Origin of the sequence: Croceitalea dokdonensis DOKDO 023, from assembly GCF_001306415.1 — a bacterium.
Taxonomy (GTDB): Bacteria; Bacteroidota; Bacteroidia; order Flavobacteriales; family Flavobacteriaceae; genus Croceitalea; species Croceitalea dokdonensis.
Map to the genome: position 1 here is coordinate 627,524 of NZ_LDJX01000001.1, position 16,714 is coordinate 644,237.

Annotated in this window: 18 protein-coding genes; 9 read left to right on the plus strand and 9 right to left on the minus strand. The window is 40.9% G+C overall.

Annotation, left to right across the window (positions count from 1 at the left end; all coding sequences use genetic code 11):
• Positions 1 to 71 precede the first annotated feature (71 nt).
• From ligA to I595_RS02690, 4 genes are read right to left on the minus strand one after another with little or no spacing between them, the layout of a single operon-like run.
• Positions 72 to 2,066, minus strand: a complete 1,995-nt coding sequence (gene ligA, locus I595_RS02675; protein ID WP_054557835.1) for an NAD-dependent DNA ligase LigA — start codon at positions 2,064 to 2,066, stop codon at positions 72 to 74.
• Between the two features lie 16 nt (positions 2,067 to 2,082).
• The gene (locus I595_RS02680) at positions 2,083 to 2,664 is read right to left on the minus strand and encodes an LOG family protein (protein ID WP_054557836.1); all 582 of its coding nucleotides are present in this window, start codon (positions 2,662 to 2,664) and stop codon (positions 2,083 to 2,085) included.
• The gene (gene prmC / locus I595_RS02685) at positions 2,661 to 3,518 is read right to left on the minus strand and encodes a peptide chain release factor N(5)-glutamine methyltransferase (protein WP_054557837.1); all 858 of its coding nucleotides are present in this window, start codon (positions 3,516 to 3,518) and stop codon (positions 2,661 to 2,663) included. The genes I595_RS02680 and prmC overlap by 4 nt, the downstream gene beginning before the upstream one ends.
• Before the next feature lie 3 nt (positions 3,519 to 3,521).
• Positions 3,522 to 4,010 carry a GNAT family N-acetyltransferase gene (locus tag I595_RS02690; RefSeq protein WP_054557838.1) on the minus strand — a complete coding sequence of 163 codons (489 nt, stop codon included), beginning with the start codon at positions 4,008 to 4,010 and terminating at the stop codon, positions 3,522 to 3,524.
• A gap of 30 nt (positions 4,011 to 4,040) precedes the next feature.
• On the opposite strand from I595_RS02690, the gene ribD reads away from it, so the two are divergent.
• From ribD to I595_RS02710, 4 genes are read left to right on the plus strand one after another with little or no spacing between them, the layout of a single operon-like run.
• Positions 4,041 to 5,093 carry a bifunctional diaminohydroxyphosphoribosylaminopyrimidine deaminase/5-amino-6-(5-phosphoribosylamino)uracil reductase RibD gene (gene ribD, locus I595_RS02695; RefSeq protein WP_054557839.1) on the plus strand — a complete coding sequence of 351 codons (1,053 nt, stop codon included), beginning with the start codon at positions 4,041 to 4,043 and terminating at the stop codon, positions 5,091 to 5,093.
• Positions 5,086 to 5,688, plus strand: a complete 603-nt coding sequence (locus I595_RS02700) for an HAD family hydrolase (RefSeq protein WP_054557840.1) — start codon at positions 5,086 to 5,088, stop codon at positions 5,686 to 5,688. The genes ribD and I595_RS02700 overlap by 8 nt, the downstream gene beginning before the upstream one ends.
• Entirely contained in the window at positions 5,688 to 6,551 is an 864-nt protein-coding gene (locus I595_RS02705; protein ID WP_054557841.1) for an EamA family transporter, read from the plus strand. The genes I595_RS02700 and I595_RS02705 overlap by 1 nt, the downstream gene beginning before the upstream one ends.
• A gap of 8 nt (positions 6,552 to 6,559) precedes the next feature.
• On the plus strand, positions 6,560 to 7,171 hold the full coding sequence (locus I595_RS02710) for an IMPACT family protein (protein ID WP_054557842.1): 612 nt from the start codon (positions 6,560 to 6,562) through the stop codon (positions 7,169 to 7,171).
• Here I595_RS02710 and I595_RS02715 read toward each other — a convergent pair.
• The gene (locus tag I595_RS02715) at positions 7,168 to 7,563 is read right to left on the minus strand and encodes an acyl-CoA thioesterase (protein WP_054557843.1); all 396 of its coding nucleotides are present in this window, start codon (positions 7,561 to 7,563) and stop codon (positions 7,168 to 7,170) included. The two genes, I595_RS02710 and I595_RS02715, sit on opposite strands and share 4 nt — an antisense overlap.
• Before the next feature lie 205 nt (positions 7,564 to 7,768).
• Between I595_RS02715 and dnaA the strand changes: the two genes are divergently transcribed.
• The 3 genes from dnaA to I595_RS02730 are packed head-to-tail and all read left to right on the plus strand — an operon-like array spanning position 7,769 to position 10,384.
• Entirely contained in the window at positions 7,769 to 9,193 is a 1,425-nt protein-coding gene (dnaA, locus tag I595_RS02720) for a chromosomal replication initiator protein DnaA (RefSeq protein ID WP_054557844.1), read from the plus strand.
• Positions 9,194 to 9,207: 14 nt separating this feature from the next.
• Positions 9,208 to 9,669, plus strand: coding sequence for a low molecular weight protein-tyrosine-phosphatase (locus I595_RS02725; protein ID WP_054557845.1), 462 nt, complete (start codon positions 9,208 to 9,210; stop codon positions 9,667 to 9,669).
• A complete protein-coding gene (locus tag I595_RS02730; protein WP_054557846.1) occupies positions 9,659 to 10,384 on the plus strand; it encodes an SAM-dependent methyltransferase in 726 nt (241 codons plus the stop codon). The genes I595_RS02725 and I595_RS02730 overlap by 11 nt, the downstream gene beginning before the upstream one ends.
• Here I595_RS02730 and I595_RS02735 read toward each other — a convergent pair.
• The 4 genes from I595_RS02735 to dapF all read right to left on the minus strand — a co-directional run bounded on the left by I595_RS02735 (position 10,381) and on the right by dapF (position 13,528).
• Positions 10,381 to 11,025: a hypothetical protein gene (locus I595_RS02735; RefSeq protein ID WP_054557847.1), complete on the minus strand. Its 645-nt coding sequence runs from the start codon at positions 11,023 to 11,025 to the stop codon at positions 10,381 to 10,383. The two genes, I595_RS02730 and I595_RS02735, sit on opposite strands and share 4 nt — an antisense overlap.
• Before the next feature lie 153 nt (positions 11,026 to 11,178).
• The gene (gene mltG / locus I595_RS02740; protein WP_054557848.1) at positions 11,179 to 12,225 is read right to left on the minus strand and encodes an endolytic transglycosylase MltG; all 1,047 of its coding nucleotides are present in this window, start codon (positions 12,223 to 12,225) and stop codon (positions 11,179 to 11,181) included.
• Positions 12,222 to 12,743, minus strand: a complete 522-nt coding sequence (locus I595_RS02745) for a GNAT family N-acetyltransferase (protein WP_054557849.1) — start codon at positions 12,741 to 12,743, stop codon at positions 12,222 to 12,224. Before I595_RS02745 ends, mltG begins: the two co-directional genes overlap by 4 nt.
• Positions 12,740 to 13,528, minus strand: coding sequence for a diaminopimelate epimerase (dapF, locus tag I595_RS02750; RefSeq protein WP_054557850.1), 789 nt, complete (start codon positions 13,526 to 13,528; stop codon positions 12,740 to 12,742). The genes I595_RS02745 and dapF overlap by 4 nt, the downstream gene beginning before the upstream one ends.
• Positions 13,529 to 13,641: 113 nt before the next feature.
• Here dapF and I595_RS02755 point away from each other — a divergent pair, with 113 nt between their 5' ends.
• Entirely contained in the window at positions 13,642 to 15,030 is a 1,389-nt protein-coding gene (locus tag I595_RS02755) for a S1C family serine protease (RefSeq protein WP_054557851.1), read from the plus strand.
• A gap of 228 nt (positions 15,031 to 15,258) precedes the next feature.
• A complete protein-coding gene (locus I595_RS02760; RefSeq protein WP_054557852.1) occupies positions 15,259 to 16,704 on the plus strand; it encodes a glyceraldehyde-3-phosphate dehydrogenase in 1,446 nt (481 codons plus the stop codon).
• The last annotated feature ends 10 nt before the right edge of the window (positions 16,705 to 16,714 follow it).

The following is a 16,714-nucleotide window of genomic DNA, read 5'->3' on the forward strand; positions in this document are numbered from 1 at the left end:
GCCCGTTTTGTCCACGGAGAATCGTCCATGGCAACCGGCTTACAGCAGTTGGAATCTAGTCCGTAACAAAATCACAGCATGCCCAAAAAATCTTGTTCCGTAATAATGGGAACTCCCAAATCCGTTGCTTTGGTGCGCTTGCTAGGCCCCATTTTATCTCCGGCCACGAGGTAGGAGGTTTTTGAAGATATGGAAGACCCCACCTTTCCCCCATTATCTTCAATTAACTTCTTGAGCTCGGTTCGGCCAAGGCTCTCAAAAACACCGGAAACCACAAAGGTCTTCCCTTTAAAGGTGTCCGACTGGTTCTGCAATTCTTCCTCTGATAATGAAAAGCTTAGTCCGTAAGACTTTAAACGCGCTATAATTTCTTGGTTAACCGGATTGGAAAAAAACTGTACCACACTTTCTGCAATGCGTTCACCAATTTCATCCACGCGCACCAAATCTTCCTGCGTGGCCACCATTAAAGCATCAATATTCTTATAAGCTTTTGCCAACTTTTTTGCTACGGTCTCGCCCACATACCGTATCCCCAATGCAAAAAGGACACGCTCAAAAGGAATTGCCTTTGATGCCGCAACACCGTTCACCAAATTTTCCGCGGACTTCTCTGCCATCCGTTCCAACGGCATGATCTGTTCCTTGGTCAATGTATACAAATCCGCATAATTGGCAATGAGCCCCTCTTTAAACAGTAACTCAACCGTTTCCGCCCCCAAACCTTCAATATCCATTGCCTTTCTGGAAATAAAATGTTGGATACGGCCAGTTATCTGCGTGGGGCAACCTGTATCATTGGGACAAAAATGCTGTGCTTCCCCATCCTTTCTTTCCAAGGGCGTGTTACATTCCGGGCATAGGCTAATGTAAACTGTTGGCTGGGAATCTGAGGTTCGTTTCGTGAAATCCACGGCAATGATCTTTGGAATAATCTCACCTCCTTTTTCAACAAAAACCGTATCCCCTTCACGAATGTCCAATTTGGCTATTTGGTCTGCATTATGCAAAGAGGCACGTTTTACCGTGGTACCTGCCAACAAAACAGGCTCTAAATTAGCAACTGGAGTAATGGCTCCCGTACGGCCAACCTGGTAGGTGATTTTATGCAAAACCGTGGAGACCTGTTCCGCCTTAAACTTGTAGGCCATGGCCCAACGCGGTGCCTTGGACGTAAAGCCCAGTTCCTCTTGATGCCGCAACCTGTTTACCTTTACCACCACGCCATCAGTCTCATAAGGTAGGGAATGCCGTTTTACGTCCCACTCTTCCACAAAATGCACAACCTCATCCATGTTTTTGCAAAGTTTTGCCACTGTGGGCACTTTAAAGCCCCAGGAACGTGCCTTTTGGAGCATGTCAAACTGGGTGCTAAAATTTAAATCCTTTCCGACGATGCTGTACAACAAACATTCCAGCGGACGTTTGGCCACCTCTGCGCTATCTTGTAGTTTTAAACTGCCAGAGGCTGTGTTTCTGGGATTCATGTACGCTTCTTCCCCCTTGGCCAAGCGCTCTCGGTTCATTTTAGCAAAGCCTTCCAGGGTTAAAATAATTTCTCCCCTTATATCAAATTTCTCTGGATAGTCTCCTGTTAATTGTAAAGGAACGGATTTTATGGTCTTTATATTATTGGTCACATCATCTCCTTGAAAACCATCGCCACGTGTTACCGCCCGAAGTAGTTGTCCTCTTTCATAAGTAAGGCTAATGGATGCTCCGTCATATTTTAACTCGCAGGTAAATGCAATGGGCACATCGCCCAAATTACGTTGTATCCTTTTTTCCCAATCCTGTAAATCCTCTTTGGAATAGGAATTGTCAAGGGAATACATTCTGGTTTCATGCTTTACCGTTTCAAAATTTTTAGTGATGGCCCCGCCAACCCTAAGCGTAGGCGAGTTGGCATCATAAAATTCCGGATGTTTGGCCTCCATTTCCTGTAACTCTTTGAGCTTTACATCAAATTCAAAGTCAGAAATCGTAGGGGCATCTAGGACATAATAGTTGTGGTTATGTTCCCTAAGTTCTTTTCGTAAGGCTTCAATCCTCGATTTTATTTCCATAACAAAAAAATTCAACTTACGTTTGGTCCTTGGTCATCCACTGTGGAAGGGGAATGGGTTGGTAGGTTGCCATTTTTTGGAGAACCCCATCAATACTATTGGACACCAAAAGCATACTGTAATTTATTTCTTTCACAAACCCCTGGCTTACCATATGTTGAAGCATATTTAGCAGGGCATCATAAAACCCGTTGGTGTTTAATATACCAATGGGATAGCTGTGCAAGCCCAACTGTCCCCATGTGAGCATTTCAAAAAACTCTTCCAAGGTGCCATAGCCTCCTGGCAACATTAGAATTCCATCGGATAGTTCGTGCATTTTCATTTTTCGCTCGTGCATATCTTGGGTAACGATGAGTTCTGTAAGATTAGGGTGGTAGACCTCTTTTTTCTTCAAAAACGCTGGAATCACTCCGATGACTTCACCACCTTGATCTAAAACTCCAGTTGCCAAGGCGCCCATAACCCCAATTTTAGCACCTCCATAAACCAATGTAAGCTGTTTATTTGCCATGGTTTTTCCCAAGGCATAAGCCTCCTTGGCATACATTGGCTCCACACCAAGACTACTCCCGCAAAAAACCACAATCCGCTTCATTCTGCTATTTTTTTACATCTCAAGAAACGATAATTACCAAAAATATCCTTTTTTAACCGGTTTTCCTGAAACAAATGTGCTTCAAAAAGTGTTTTGGTCTCCGTACTGAGGTACTGGTTAATTTCCAAATAAAGAAGTCCATCTGGCCTTAGGCATTTTTGGGCACATTCTGCAATGGCCCTATAATACCTAAGGGCATCATTATCAGGCACAAAAAGTGCGGTACCTGGCTCGTAGGATGTAACGTTCTCATGCATTTGCACTTTTTCCATTTCACGGACATAGGGCGGATTGGAAACAATGATATCAAATTCCATGTCCCATTTCATATGGAACACATCGGCCTCCATAAAATTAACCTTTACCTTGTTTTCTTGCGCATTTTGTTGTGCCAACTCTAAAGCTCCAGGTGCTATATCCAGCGCAAAAACCTGGGCATTGGACAGTTCTTTTGCCAAAGCAATGGCGATACAACCACTACCTGTACCAATATCCAAAATCTTGATATCGTTTACCGTTGCATGCCTAACATCATCGATCACCCATTGCACCAGTTCTTCGGTCTCAGGTCTAGGTATTAGGGTATGTTCATTCACGGATAGTATCAAATCCCTAAAATAGGCTTTACCTAAAATGTATTGGATTGGTTCGTTGGTTTTTAATCTGCTTAGGGCTTGAAACAACGGGGTTTCTTCCTCATGGGTTAGGGTGTAACCGGGCTGCATTACAAGGGTAAATTGTCCAAGACCTAGAAAATGTTCAATACAGAGGGAAAAAAAGCTATCTATCTCCCCTTTTGGGTATTGGGGAAATAATTCTTTATGAAAGATATCTTTAATTGCCCTGAGCTGCATCCCCTACAACTTTTTGAGCATATACACTGGGCAGGCATTATGTCCTGTACATCCCATGGGGGCATCAATATACTCAAACCCATTTTTCTTATACAGTGCTTGGGCAGATTCCATGTAGGGCATGGTTTCTAAATAACAATGGTCATAACCATATGATCTTGCCTGATCTAAGCAAATGGCTATCAACTGGCTACCTAGCCCCCTACCACGTGCCACGGGGTCAAAATACATTTTTTGCAATTCGCAAATATTTTCACCTTGGTTGGCCAAAGGGGCAACGCCTGCACAACCTATGATATTTCCTTCTTCCTCTATTACATAATAGCTTGCCCTCGGAATAGCTTTAAAGGCTTGGAACATCCTATCCAACTCTTTGTCTTGGTAAGCGGTTCCTACCTTTGGAATTCCCAACTCATCAAAAACGCTGCGGATAAGGGTTGCTACCTGCAGATTATCCCTAGCTTCTATTTCACGGATTACTGGCCCTGTCATCTTGCCGATTTATTATACTATTTTTACGGTGTGAATATAGACGAATTCTACCTTTTACGTTGCATTCAATTAGCTAAAAATGGACTTGGTACTACGGCACCAAATCCTATGGTAGGTGCCGTATTGGTCCAAAATGGCAAAATTATTGGAGAAGGCTACACCAGTGCCTACGGCGGCCCACATGCAGAGGTCAATGCCATTGAAAGTGTGTCCAAAACATCCTTGCTTCCATCGGCTACCCTTTACGTCACTTTGGAACCTTGTTCCCATTTTGGCAAGACTCCGCCTTGTGCGGATGTCATTATAAAACATAAGATTCCCAAGGTAGTTATTGGCATTCAAGACCCACATGATAAAGTTGCCGGAAAGGGTATTAAAAAGTTGACCGAGGCCGGAATTGAGGTTCATGTAGGAGTACTTAAAAAAAATTGCGAAGAGCACCATCAAAGGTTCTTAACGTACCAAACCAAAAACCGTCCCTATATCATTTTAAAATGGGCAGAAAGTGCGGATGGTTATCTTGCACCCGATACTTCCAAACGTCATTTAAGACCAGAACCCTACTGGATTACCAATGCCTACTCTAGACAACTGGTCCATCAATGGCGGAGCCAGGAACAGGCTATTCTGGTTGGCACCAACACAGTAATTAAGGACAATCCTTCATTGACCGCCCGGGATTGGAAAGGAAAATCGCCCATCCGAATTATATTGGATAGGCAACTACGCCTTAAACCGCATCAACGTATTTTTAAACCTGATGCACCCACTATTGTTGTTCATGATATACAAAATACCCCTTTAGGTTTTAATGGTATTGACTATGAGGCTTTGGATTTTAACAACGATCCAATACCCCAACTTTGCACGATGATGCACCGCCGCCAAATCACCAGCGTCATTGTAGAAGGGGGGGCAAAAACCTTACAAAGCTTTATAGATAACAACCTATGGGACGAAGCCCGAATATTTAAAAATGATGTTGTCTTTAAAACAGGGTTAAAAGCTCCTGTAAGGCTAGGCAAAGTTATAAGCAAAGTACAAGTGTTGAACGACACCTTAACCATCCTTAAAAATGATTAAAAACATAATTCTTGATTTTGGTGATATTTTTATCAATTTGGACAAAACAGCCACAGCAAGGGAGATGACAAAGTATGGGTTTAAGCAAACTACCCCAAAACTTGAAACACTCTTTAACACCTATGAAAAGGGAGGGATTTCCTCTGAGGAATTTCTTGAAACAACGGGAGCATTGTTTCCTAAGGCCACTAAACAAAACCTGACGGATTCTTGGAATGCCATTCTCTTGGATTTTCCGGACTATCGTTTGGAATTTTTGGAAAAACTGGCATTGGAAAATAAATACAGGCTGTTTTTGTTGAGCAATACCAATGACATCCATATTGAATATGTGAAAGCAACGATGGGAGAGGAAAAATTCAATCGTTTTAAAAACCCTTTTGAGGTGTTTTATCTTTCTTATGAAATGGGAATGCGCAAACCGGACACAGAGATATTCCAATTTGTTTTAAGGAAAAATAAACTAAAAGCTTCAGAAACGCTTTTTGTGGACGATACCAAAGAGAATACAGATTCAGCAGCGGCTTTAGGTATAAAAGTCTGGAACTTACAAGTAGGGAAAGAAGATATTACCGATTTAAAGGCGCACCTATAATGATAGATTTAGGTTTTAGTGTTCTTTGTTCCTCACTGATATTTGTGGTTTTTAAGCTATTTGACACCTACAAGGTACAGACACTTTTTGCCATAATCACCAATTATGTGGTTGCTTGCGCTACAGGTTTGTTTTTTTATGAAAGTGGGGTTAATTTGGCAACCATTCCTGCTAAACCTTGGTTTTTTGGAACCTTAGTGTTAGGGGTTTTATTTATTGTCATCTTCAATATAATGGCTAAAACGGCGCAGACAGTGGGTGTTTCCGTAGCTTCGGTGGCCACAAAAATGTCATTGGTCATCCCTGTACTTGTTGGAGTGATTGCTTACGAAGAGCAATTATCTTTTTTAAAGGTCATTGGAATTTTATTGGCCATGGCCGCGGTGTATTTTGCCTCCATGAAAGAAAGGGACTTCAAATTTTCAAAAAATACTTTGATTCTGCCTATTTTGGTTTTTTTGGGCTCTGGAATCATAGATGCCAGTATTAACTATTTTAGGCAAACGGCATTAACGGAAGATGAGTTTCCTTTATTTTCTGCTACCGTTTTTGGGGCAGCAGCCATTAGCGGCTTTGTATTTATTGGTTTAAAAGCAATGAAACAGTCTTTAAAAATAAATGTAAAAAACATCTTAGGTGGTTTGGCACTGGGCATCCCTAATTATTTCTCTATTTTCTTTTTATTAAGAGCCTTACAAAATAATGTATTGAACAGTGCCTCTGTCTTTACCCTAAACAATGTGGCCATAGTCATGTTTTCTACCCTGCTTGGGATTCTCTTATTTAAGGAGAAATTGGGAACGAAGAACTGGCTTGGCATAGGGATGGCAATAGCCAGCATACTGCTGGTGGCATTATTCTAAAATAAGCTATGGAGAAGGATAGTTACAGGACCATTGCGCAAGCTTCCCAAGAGATTTTATACAAAAATCGTAAAAGTAAATTCTATGGGTATGCCTATCCCATAACCAAAGAGCATCAAGTTAAACCCATCATTGAGGATTTGCGTAAACGACATCCCACAGCCGGACATGTTTGTTTTGCCTGGCAATTAGGGGTGAATACGGTAACCTATCGTACCAATGATGATGGCGAACCCAATAACTCCGCAGGGATGCCTATATACGGCCAAATAAAAGCTTTTGGGTACACCAATATTCTAGTTGCCGTACCCAGAATTTATGGTGGAACAAAACTTGGGGTTGGCGGCCTTATCCAAGCGTACAAGACAGCCGCGCAACTTGCCCTGGACCAAGGGGTGCCAATTGAAAGGTACATCAAAGCACAATTTAAACTTTCCTTTGATTATGCGCTAATGGATAAGGTAATGCGATTAATAAAACAATTGAATCTAACCATTGACCAGCAGAAGTTGGAACTTTCCTGCGAGTTATTGGTGGGAACCAGAAAGCGCAACGAGGAAAAAGTTATGGCCGCGTTTAGAGAACTTCATGGGGTAAATTGCAAAAAAGTCGCAGACTAAGCCAATTTTTTCAAGAGTTCGTCAGGGCATTTTAGCGGTTTATTTTTCTTTTTGTCCATGAAGGCCAAAACAGTATTTGCGGTAGCCAGCAATTCCTTTCCTTCATTGTAGATTGCGTAATCAAATTCAATTTTCACCAAAGGCATTTTTGCCAATGTTGTTTCTACGGTAATGAGATCATCGTAAACCGCAGATTTTCTGTACGCTATCTGTAAGTTAATTACCGGTAAGATAATTCCTTCTTCTTCCATACTTTTATAGCTAACCCCCAGATTCCTAAGCCACTCTACCCTTCCCATCTCTAGAAATTGCGCATAGTTGCCGTGATAGACCACTCCCATCTGGTCCGTTTCCCCATATCTTACCCTAAAAGAAATTTGGTGTGAATTCATATTTATTGGTGAAAAAGTATATATTTATAGGCTTGATTATTTCAAAGGGAACATGGGGAAAAAAAACTAATAATTCAATGGTACAATGATTTTTTTTTTACCTTTTTTGTTCACATATTTGTCGCCCGTTTGATGGTAAGCTTATCCCCTGTAAACCATCAAAAAAAAATTAAAATACTAACCAAATAACAAAGGACTTTCTTTTATGAGTGCTACTGCCATTTCCGTTTGGAACAACTGTCTGACCTTTATTGAGGACAACATTCAACCGCAGGCATTCAAAACATGGTTTCTTCCCATTCAACCCGTTAGATTACAAGATAATGCCCTGAGCATCCAAGTACCCAGTAAGTTTTTTTACGAATGGCTAGAAGAGCATTATGTAAAACTCCTAAAAGTAGCTTTACGGAGAGAACTTGGATCCAATGCCAAACTGGTCTACATCATAAAGATGGAGAACAAATATGGTAACAATGAACCATTTACCGAGAAGATTCCAAGTAGCAATAGGGCCACAATGGCCCCACAAGAATTAGATGTTCCCATTACCTCTAAGAACCCGGAACTTAAAAATCCCTTTGTCATTCCTGGGATTAGAAACATAAAGATTGAATCCCAGCTCAATCCCAATTATAACTTTGAGAATTTCTTGGAAGGGGATTCCAACAGGTTGGCCCGTTCGGCAGGGATGGCCGTAGCAAACAAACCAGGAGGCACCTCCTTTAATCCATTATTGGTGTTTGGCGGGGTTGGATTGGGCAAAACGCACTTGGCACATGCCATTGGCGTTGAGATAAAAGATAAATACCCGGAAAGAACGGTGCTTTATATTTCCGCGGAAAAGTTCACGCAGCAGTATATAGAATCCGTAAAGAAAAATACCAGAAACGATTTTATACATTTCTACCAATTGATAGATGTCCTCATTATTGATGACGTGCAATTTCTGTCCGGTAAATCTGGAACACAGGATGTCTTCTTTCATATCTTTAACCATTTACACCAAAATGGCAAACAGGTCATCCTAACCTCAGACAAAGCACCTGTGGATATGCAGGACATTGAACAACGCTTACTTTCTAGATTTAAATGGGGATTGTCCGCAGAACTGCACACCCCGGATTTTGAAACACGGATTTCCATATTAAAGAACAAGCTCTATAGGGACGGGGTAGAAATGCCGGAAGAAATCATAGAACATGTAGCTAGGCACATCAAAACAAACATCCGCGAGTTGGAAGGTGCAATAATCTCCCTCATTGCGCAGTCTTCTTTCAACAAAAAAGAGGTCACTTTGGAATTGGCACAGCAAGTGGTAGAAAAATTTGTTAAAAATACCAAGCGTGAAGTCTCTATAGATTACATCCAAAAAGTGGTTTCTGATTATTTTGAAATGGATGTGGCCACACTGCAATCAAAAACCAGAAAACGACACATCGTACAAGCAAGGCAATTGGCAATGTTCTTTGCGAAAAAGTTTACCAAAGCCTCCTTGGCAAGTATTGGATCACAAATTGGCAAAAGAGACCATGCCACTGTGCTCCACGCCTGCAAAACCGTTGACAATCTCGCAGAAACGGACAAGCAGTTTAGAAAGTATATAGAGGACCTTACCAAAAAACTCACTTAACCCCTTTTGCGGCCATGACCAAAATCCTAATGGTTTGTCTTGGCAATATTTGCAGGTCCCCCCTAGCAGAAGGCATCCTTAAATCTAAGATTGATGCAACCAAGGTATATGTGGACTCTGCAGGAACCGCTGGATACCATGTTGGGAACCCCCCAGACCCAAGATCTATAAATACCGCGATGAACCATGGCATAAACATTGCAAACCAGCGGTGCCGACAATTTGCCCAGGAAGATTTTGAAAAGTTTGACGCTATATATGTTATGGATAATAACAACTTCATAGACCTAATGGCACAAGCTAATAGCCGTAAAGCAAAATCCAAAGTAAAACTTTTACTTGAGGAAACTACGCTAACTAACAAAGAGGTCCCCGATCCTTATTATGGGGGTGAAGATGGCTTTGAGACCGTTTTTCAACTAATCTCCATCGCCTGCGAAAACATTGCAACCAAAACAAACGGGGATGGAACATAAGGGCATTACAGATTTAGGAAAACTCTATATGATTCCTACCACCCTTGGGGATACTGCACCACTGGAAGTATTGCCAATTTCCATAAAACGAACCATTGAAGAGGTCAATCACTATATCGTCGAAAATGAAAAAACCGCAAGAAGGTTCATTAAAAGTATAAAACCAAGCAAGTCACAACCAGACCTGCATATAGAACTCCTTAACAAGTTTACAGAACCATTAGCACTTTCCGAATATTTAAATCCGTGTTTGGAAGGTAAATCTGTTGGTTTGCTATCCGAGGCTGGATGTCCCGGTATTGCCGATCCAGGAGCGGATATCGTCAAAATAGCACATGAAAAAAGAATCCAAGTGGTTCCTTTGGTAGGTCCTTCCGCTATATTGATGGCGATGATGGCCAGTGGAATGAACGGACAAAGTTTTGCTTTCAATGGCTATTTGCCCATTGATAAAACAGAACGTAGAAACACCATTAAGCGTTTGGAGAAATTATCCCAAAATTTAGGGCAATCACAAATTTTTATAGAAACGCCTTACAGGAACAACAAACTAAAAGAGGAACTAATCCAAACACTGCGCCCCAACACTCTTTTGTGCATTGCATCAGATATTACATTGTCATCGGAATTCATAAAAACAATGAGTGCTGCACAATGGGTAAATAACAAGGAGGATTTTCATAAACGCCCTGCCATCTTCATCATTCAGGCTTAGATGCTCGGATTCTTAACGGCACTAACACAGCTGGTATCGTATCCTGAAAATGTTTGGATGTAATTTGCTATGGACGTTCCGTACGCATCGGAGAAATCTGAATGGCCATAAGACCTCAGGTACTTTTTTACATTGCCGGCACCAGCAAGATGGGCAGCCGCTAGTATACCGGATTCTGAAATTACCACATGGTTGATTCGTTTTCCAACAAATCTTTTGATATCCCTCCTTAAAATCCATTTATTCCTAGAAAGGTTCATTTCAAAAATACGTTCTTGCAATAGTGGTGACTGCAAAAATTCACTGGAACTGTAGACGCCCATTAAATTTAACGTATTGATGCCAAACTGGTATTTCCCCAAATAACCCAAGGTATTAACAGATGTATAATTTCCTTGGGATTCCTTAAAACCAATGGCTTCTTTGAATCCCACAAAGGTATCTCCCAAAAAGATGGTACGGGACAACGCTTTTTCTTTTGTAAGGTCTTCTTTAAGCGGAACCCTATGTTTTGAATTCGCTTCCGTTCTTAAAATTTCCGGTAGCCCGGATAATACCTTAGTGCTTATGGAGTAGGTCCCAAAACTAGCGAAAATGATAACTATGGCAAGATGTAGTAAAAAACCAATCCATCTTTTCATTGTGTTCTAATTTAAAGCTCCATCGTCTGGAACTATAATTATGATCGGCAAATATAAAGGGGGAATATGTGCTTTCGGTTAAGGAACTACTAAGAGTTTCACAAAACAGTACTAAATTACGTTAAACTGTCTTTTACCATCGGTGAATTAACCTTATCTATTGATTTGCTGTTGGTTAAGCCATCGGACATACTGCACTTTATTCCGGTTGTGCTGTGCCAATGACTTTGCAAAGATATGGTAACCAAAGTTAGAAACGTCCGCTACGAAGTATAAATAATCATGCTTTTCCGCATTCAACACTGCTTTAATTGAAGAAATATCTGGCATCGTAATAGGTCCTGGGGGTATACCCGCATATTTATAGGTATTGTATGGCGAATTAATTTCCAAATCGCGGTACAGCACCCGTTTAATAATAGTGTCAAAATTTCCGGTTTCCTTTTTTATGGCATAGATAACCGTTGGATCGGCCTGTAAAAGCATCCCTCTTTTTATCCGGTTAAGGTAAACTCCCGCCACCCGTGGCCGTTCATCTACTTTGACCGTTTCTTTCTGGACTATGGATGCAAGTGCAATTATTTCTGCAGGTTCCAACCCTAGCTGTTCTGCTTTATCACGTCTGTCATCGTTCCAAAACTTATGGTATTCCTTTAGCATTTTGTCCCTAAAACCCTCAGCGGTGGTGTTCCAAAAAAATTCATAGGTGTTGGGAAGGTACATTCCTAGCTTGTTGTCCGCATCAAAACCATTTGAAGATAAAAAAGAGGCATCATTAAATGCTTTACATAGACTTAGGCTATCTGGCTCTATTTGTTCTGATATCCTTCCGGCCAGCGCATTCAACGTTTCTTGATTATTAAAGGAAACCCGTACCGGAATATTTTTACTCCTTAAGGTATTTACGATATCGTTATTGTTCATCCCTCTTTTAAGCACATATTTCCCTCCCTTTATATTACTGGCATATCCCTTGCGCATTGCCACGGCTTCAAATAAACCCATGTCCTTTAACAAAGGTTCCAATTGGGTCTTTACCTCTTCAAAAGAACTGTCTGAGTTAATATACACGAAAGCTTCCTTATTCTGGAACGCAGTATTGGGCAAAAAAACCGCTTGGTAAATATTATAGGCGATAATTGCACATATTACCAGTCCTAGCAAGGCAGTTGCCCAAAGTACTTTCTTTAGATTTTTCAAGATTTTATTTTTTGATAAAGAATTTCATTTTTAAAGGTTCCGTTATAGCGTACCCAGTCTTTTTTTATTCCAACACGCTCAAAACCCACCTTTTCAAATAAATGGATACTTGCTTGGTTCTCCTCCAAAATATTGGCATGGACTTGGTGTACATCCAACATATTAAAGACATAATTGCAGCATAAATTTACCACCTCCGTGCCCAATCCTTGGTTACGCTTATCTTGTGAAGCTATTATAAGCCCTAACCCTACCCTTTTGTTCTTAGGGTCAAAATCAAACAAATCCACCAAACCCACCACTTCATCTTTTAAGGTACAAATGCATAAGCGTAATTGTTTTACATCATAAATATCCCGGTAACTATTGTCTAGATACCTGCCTAGTACACTTTTGGAATATGGGGTTATGGTATTGCTGATTTCCCAAACGTTTGTATCGTTTTCCAATCGATACAAAAAATCCAGATCGGAAGGTTCTATGGCCCGCAAATAAGATTGTGTTCCTTGTAAAATCATACCGCTATTTCGCCTTGAAAAACAAAAGTTGCTGGCCCGGACAGGACAATATTTTTGAAACCCTCAAGATCATGGTCAAACGATACGGTTAGTTCCCCTCCTGGTGTCTCAATTTCTATGATGTTAGTCTTGGCCATTTCTGCATGGAACATAGCCAATGCCACGGCAGTAACACCAGTTCCGCAGGACAGTGTTTCATCTTCCACACCTCTCTCATACGTTCTTACAGAAAACCGGTTGCCTTCCACTGGAGCCACAAAATTGATATTACTGCCCACCTCCCCATAAAGTCCATACCTTAGTTTTGCTCCCTCTTTCACCACATTAAAATCGGTTAGGGAATCCACCAACTGCACGTGGTGTGGCGATCCAGTATTTAAAAAATATGCTTTTGCACGTTGGGTTACTTCCTTAACCTCCATCATGTCCAAAGAAACCACTTTATCCTTTATGGTAGCACGATGCAATCCGTCAATAGCATTAAAACAGGCTTTATCCTTCACAATCCCCAATTGGTTTGCAAATGCAACAATACAACGTCCTCCGTTTCCGCACATACTGCTTTGGTTTCCATCGGCATTGTAATACACCATCTTAAAATCTGACAGCTTGTCATTTTCAAGTAAGATAAAACCATCTGCTCCTATGCCAAATTTTCTATCACATAAAAACCGAATGTATTTGGTATCGTTTTTGGGGAATTGCAGATGGCGGTTATCCACAAGAATAAAGTCGTTACCTGTGCCTTGGTACTTATAGAACGGTATTGTTTTGGTATCATCCATCGGGTAAAGATACTTAATTCTTTAAGGATTTTTTGGCAGTTAAAGCGTCGTTAAAGGCCAAATTTAGCTGCTTTTTTTAAACTAATTTCAAGTAGAATTAAATATTATTATTTATGAGAAAAACTGCAAATCTGTTTGTAATTGCATTGTTTTCCGGAGCAATTACCTTGGGAGCATACAAGCTTTTGTTTGAGAATGACGCTAACATCAGCTTTGAAAAAGAGGAAACCCCATTTGTGAATACAAGTTTGGCAACCTCTGCAAAAGGTGCTGGCATTAATGAAGTTGATTTCACCATAGCAGCGGAAAAAACGGTAAATGCCGTTGTACATGTTAAGAATATGACCCTAAGCAAGGGAAGTCCATTTGGTAGTTTCCTGTTTGGTTATGAGGCAAGTCCAAGACCCCAATTAGGTACGGGTTCTGGGGTAATCATTTCCCCAGATGGGTATATCGTTACCAACAACCACGTGATTGAAAGATCACAAGAGCTGGAAGTAACCTTGAACAACAACAAAACCTACAAAGCCGAAATAATTGGGGCAGACGCCAACACGGATATTGCCTTACTCAAAATTAATGCGGAGGAGACCTTACCTTATTTAGCTTTTGGTGACTCTGATGATACAAAAATTGGGGAATGGGTTTTGGCGGTAGGCAACCCCTTTAACCTTACTTCTACGGTGACCGCAGGAATCGTAAGTGCTAAGGCACGTTCCATTTCATCAAGAAGCAGCCAATCATTTATCCAAACAGACGCAGCGGTTAACCCAGGAAACTCGGGTGGAGCCTTGGTCAATACCAACGGGGACCTAATTGGAATCAACACGGCCATAACCTCCCAAACAGGTTCTTATGTAGGTTATTCTTTTGCAGTTCCCAGTAATATAGCGAACAAAATTGTAAACGATTTACTGGAATTTGGTAACGTACAAAAAGGAATTTTAGGTATTAGGGGTGGTGATATTACCCCAGGCTTAATGGAAGAGGTAGGCATTGAGGTGAGTGCGGGAGTATACGTAGGATTTGTGGAAGAAGAAACTGGGGCCTATGAAGCAGGTATCAAGGAAGGGGACGTGATTACCATGGTTGACGATATTAAAGTGACCAAATTCTCTGAACTTACGGGTTATCTTTCCGCCAAAAGGCCAGGAGACAAAGTAAAGGTTGGCGTCATTAGAAATGGGGAAACAAAAGAAATCCCAGTGGTTCTCAAAAAAAGACTGACCGATATTTTACCGATAATGGGACTCACAGTAAAAAACTTGTCCAAAGAGGATCAAAAACGTTACGGGACCAAAAAAGGGGTTAAAATCGTAAGCGTACCAGAATTTTATAAAGATTATGGCCTTGAAAATAAGGTAATCGTAGAAGTTTATGATGATGAAATCGAAGATATTGACAAGGCACGCTCCGTCTTTGGGAAAATATCCAAATATGACCGCATTAGTCTTACCACACTTAATGAAAAGGGAGAACGGGAACGTCTCATCTTCAGATAAAGGATAAAGCTAACTGTTTTCAATCAGCAAAAAAATGCCCATTTAAGAGTGGGCATTTTTTGTTTAACAATATACAGTTCGAAAACGATTGAAATTCCTAATTTTGCAAACAAAATAAATAATGCCCTTAAGCTTATACAGAAGTTATCGGGGATGCATACATCTATTTTGCAAAATGCTTGGCATGAAATTCCTTGCCATTAAAACCAAAACAACCGAACCAAGATTATGAACGATAAGGTTTACGAAAAAGAACTCGCTTTCCAAGCAGATCGGAGAAAAGCCACAACTGAGTTTATTAAAATTATAAGTGACCTCTGGTATGACAAGGCTATTGAGGTAGTTCTCTTCAAAAATCAAGTCATAGACAAAAATGTAAGTGATATTATTAATTTACACCAATATGCAGGGGAATTTGTACAAAAGCCCATTTCTATTTTTGATTCTGTTGAGCTTTTACGTGCCATTGGAGATATCAACCTACCTCCTGCGAAACTGGATATTGGTAAACTAACCTATGAATACCACTCCCAAGAAAACGAGCATCTGAATGTTAAAGCATTTGTTTTAGATAAACTAAAAAATGCCAATGATGCAGAGGAGATTAAGCCCCAAGATGTTGTACTGTACGGCTTTGGGCGTATTGGAAGACTTGTGGCCAGGGAGCTCATGGCCAAAACTGGAAAGGGTAACCAGCTAAGACTGCGCGCCATTGTAACACGTGGGGAAATTACGGCTGAAATTTTGGAGAAACGAGCCGCCCTGCTCCAAACCGATTCTGTTCACGGTCAATTTAGTGGCACCGTGGATATCGATTTGGAGAAGAAGGCCCTAATGATTAATGGGACCACCGTTTATATTATTTCTGCCAACCAGCCAGAAGATATTGACTATACTACATTTGGAATTTACCATGCTTTGGTGATTGATAATACGGGCGTCTTCCGGGATAAAAAAGCCCTCTCCCGTCATTTAAAATCCAAGGGCGTTATGCGGGTACTGCTCACCGCCCCAGGTAAGGAGGTTCCCAATATTGTACACGGGGTAAACCATGAAGCTTACCATCCGGACAAAACCAAGATTTATTCAGCAGCCTCCTGTACTACCAATGCCATTACGCCCATTCTTAAGGTTATAGAGGATTCCCTAGGAATCCAAAAAGGACATCTGGAAACCATACACGCTTATACCAATGACCAAAACCTTGTGGACAATATGCACAGTAAATACAGACGTGGCAGGGCTGCGGGCCTTAACATGGTCATTACGGAAACCGGTGCCGGCAAGGCAGTTTCCAAAGCGCTACCCGCCTTGGAGGGGAAACTGACCTCTAATGCCATACGTGTTCCCGTTCCCAACGGTTCTTTGGCAATCTTAAATTTAGAAATAGCGACGACCACCTCTGTTGAAGCTATTAACACCATTGTCAAAAAATATGCCTTGGAAGGAGATTTGGTGGAGCAAATAAAATATTCCTTGAGCAATGAACTCGTCTCATCGGATATTGTGGGTACTACAGCACCTGCTATTTATGATAGCAAGGCCACCATTGTATCCCCAGACGGAAAAAACATTATCCTTTACATTTGGTATGATAATGAATATGGCTACTCACATCAAGTCATCCGCTTGGCTAAATACATTTCCAAGGTGAGAAGATATACCTATTATTAGAAATCCATCA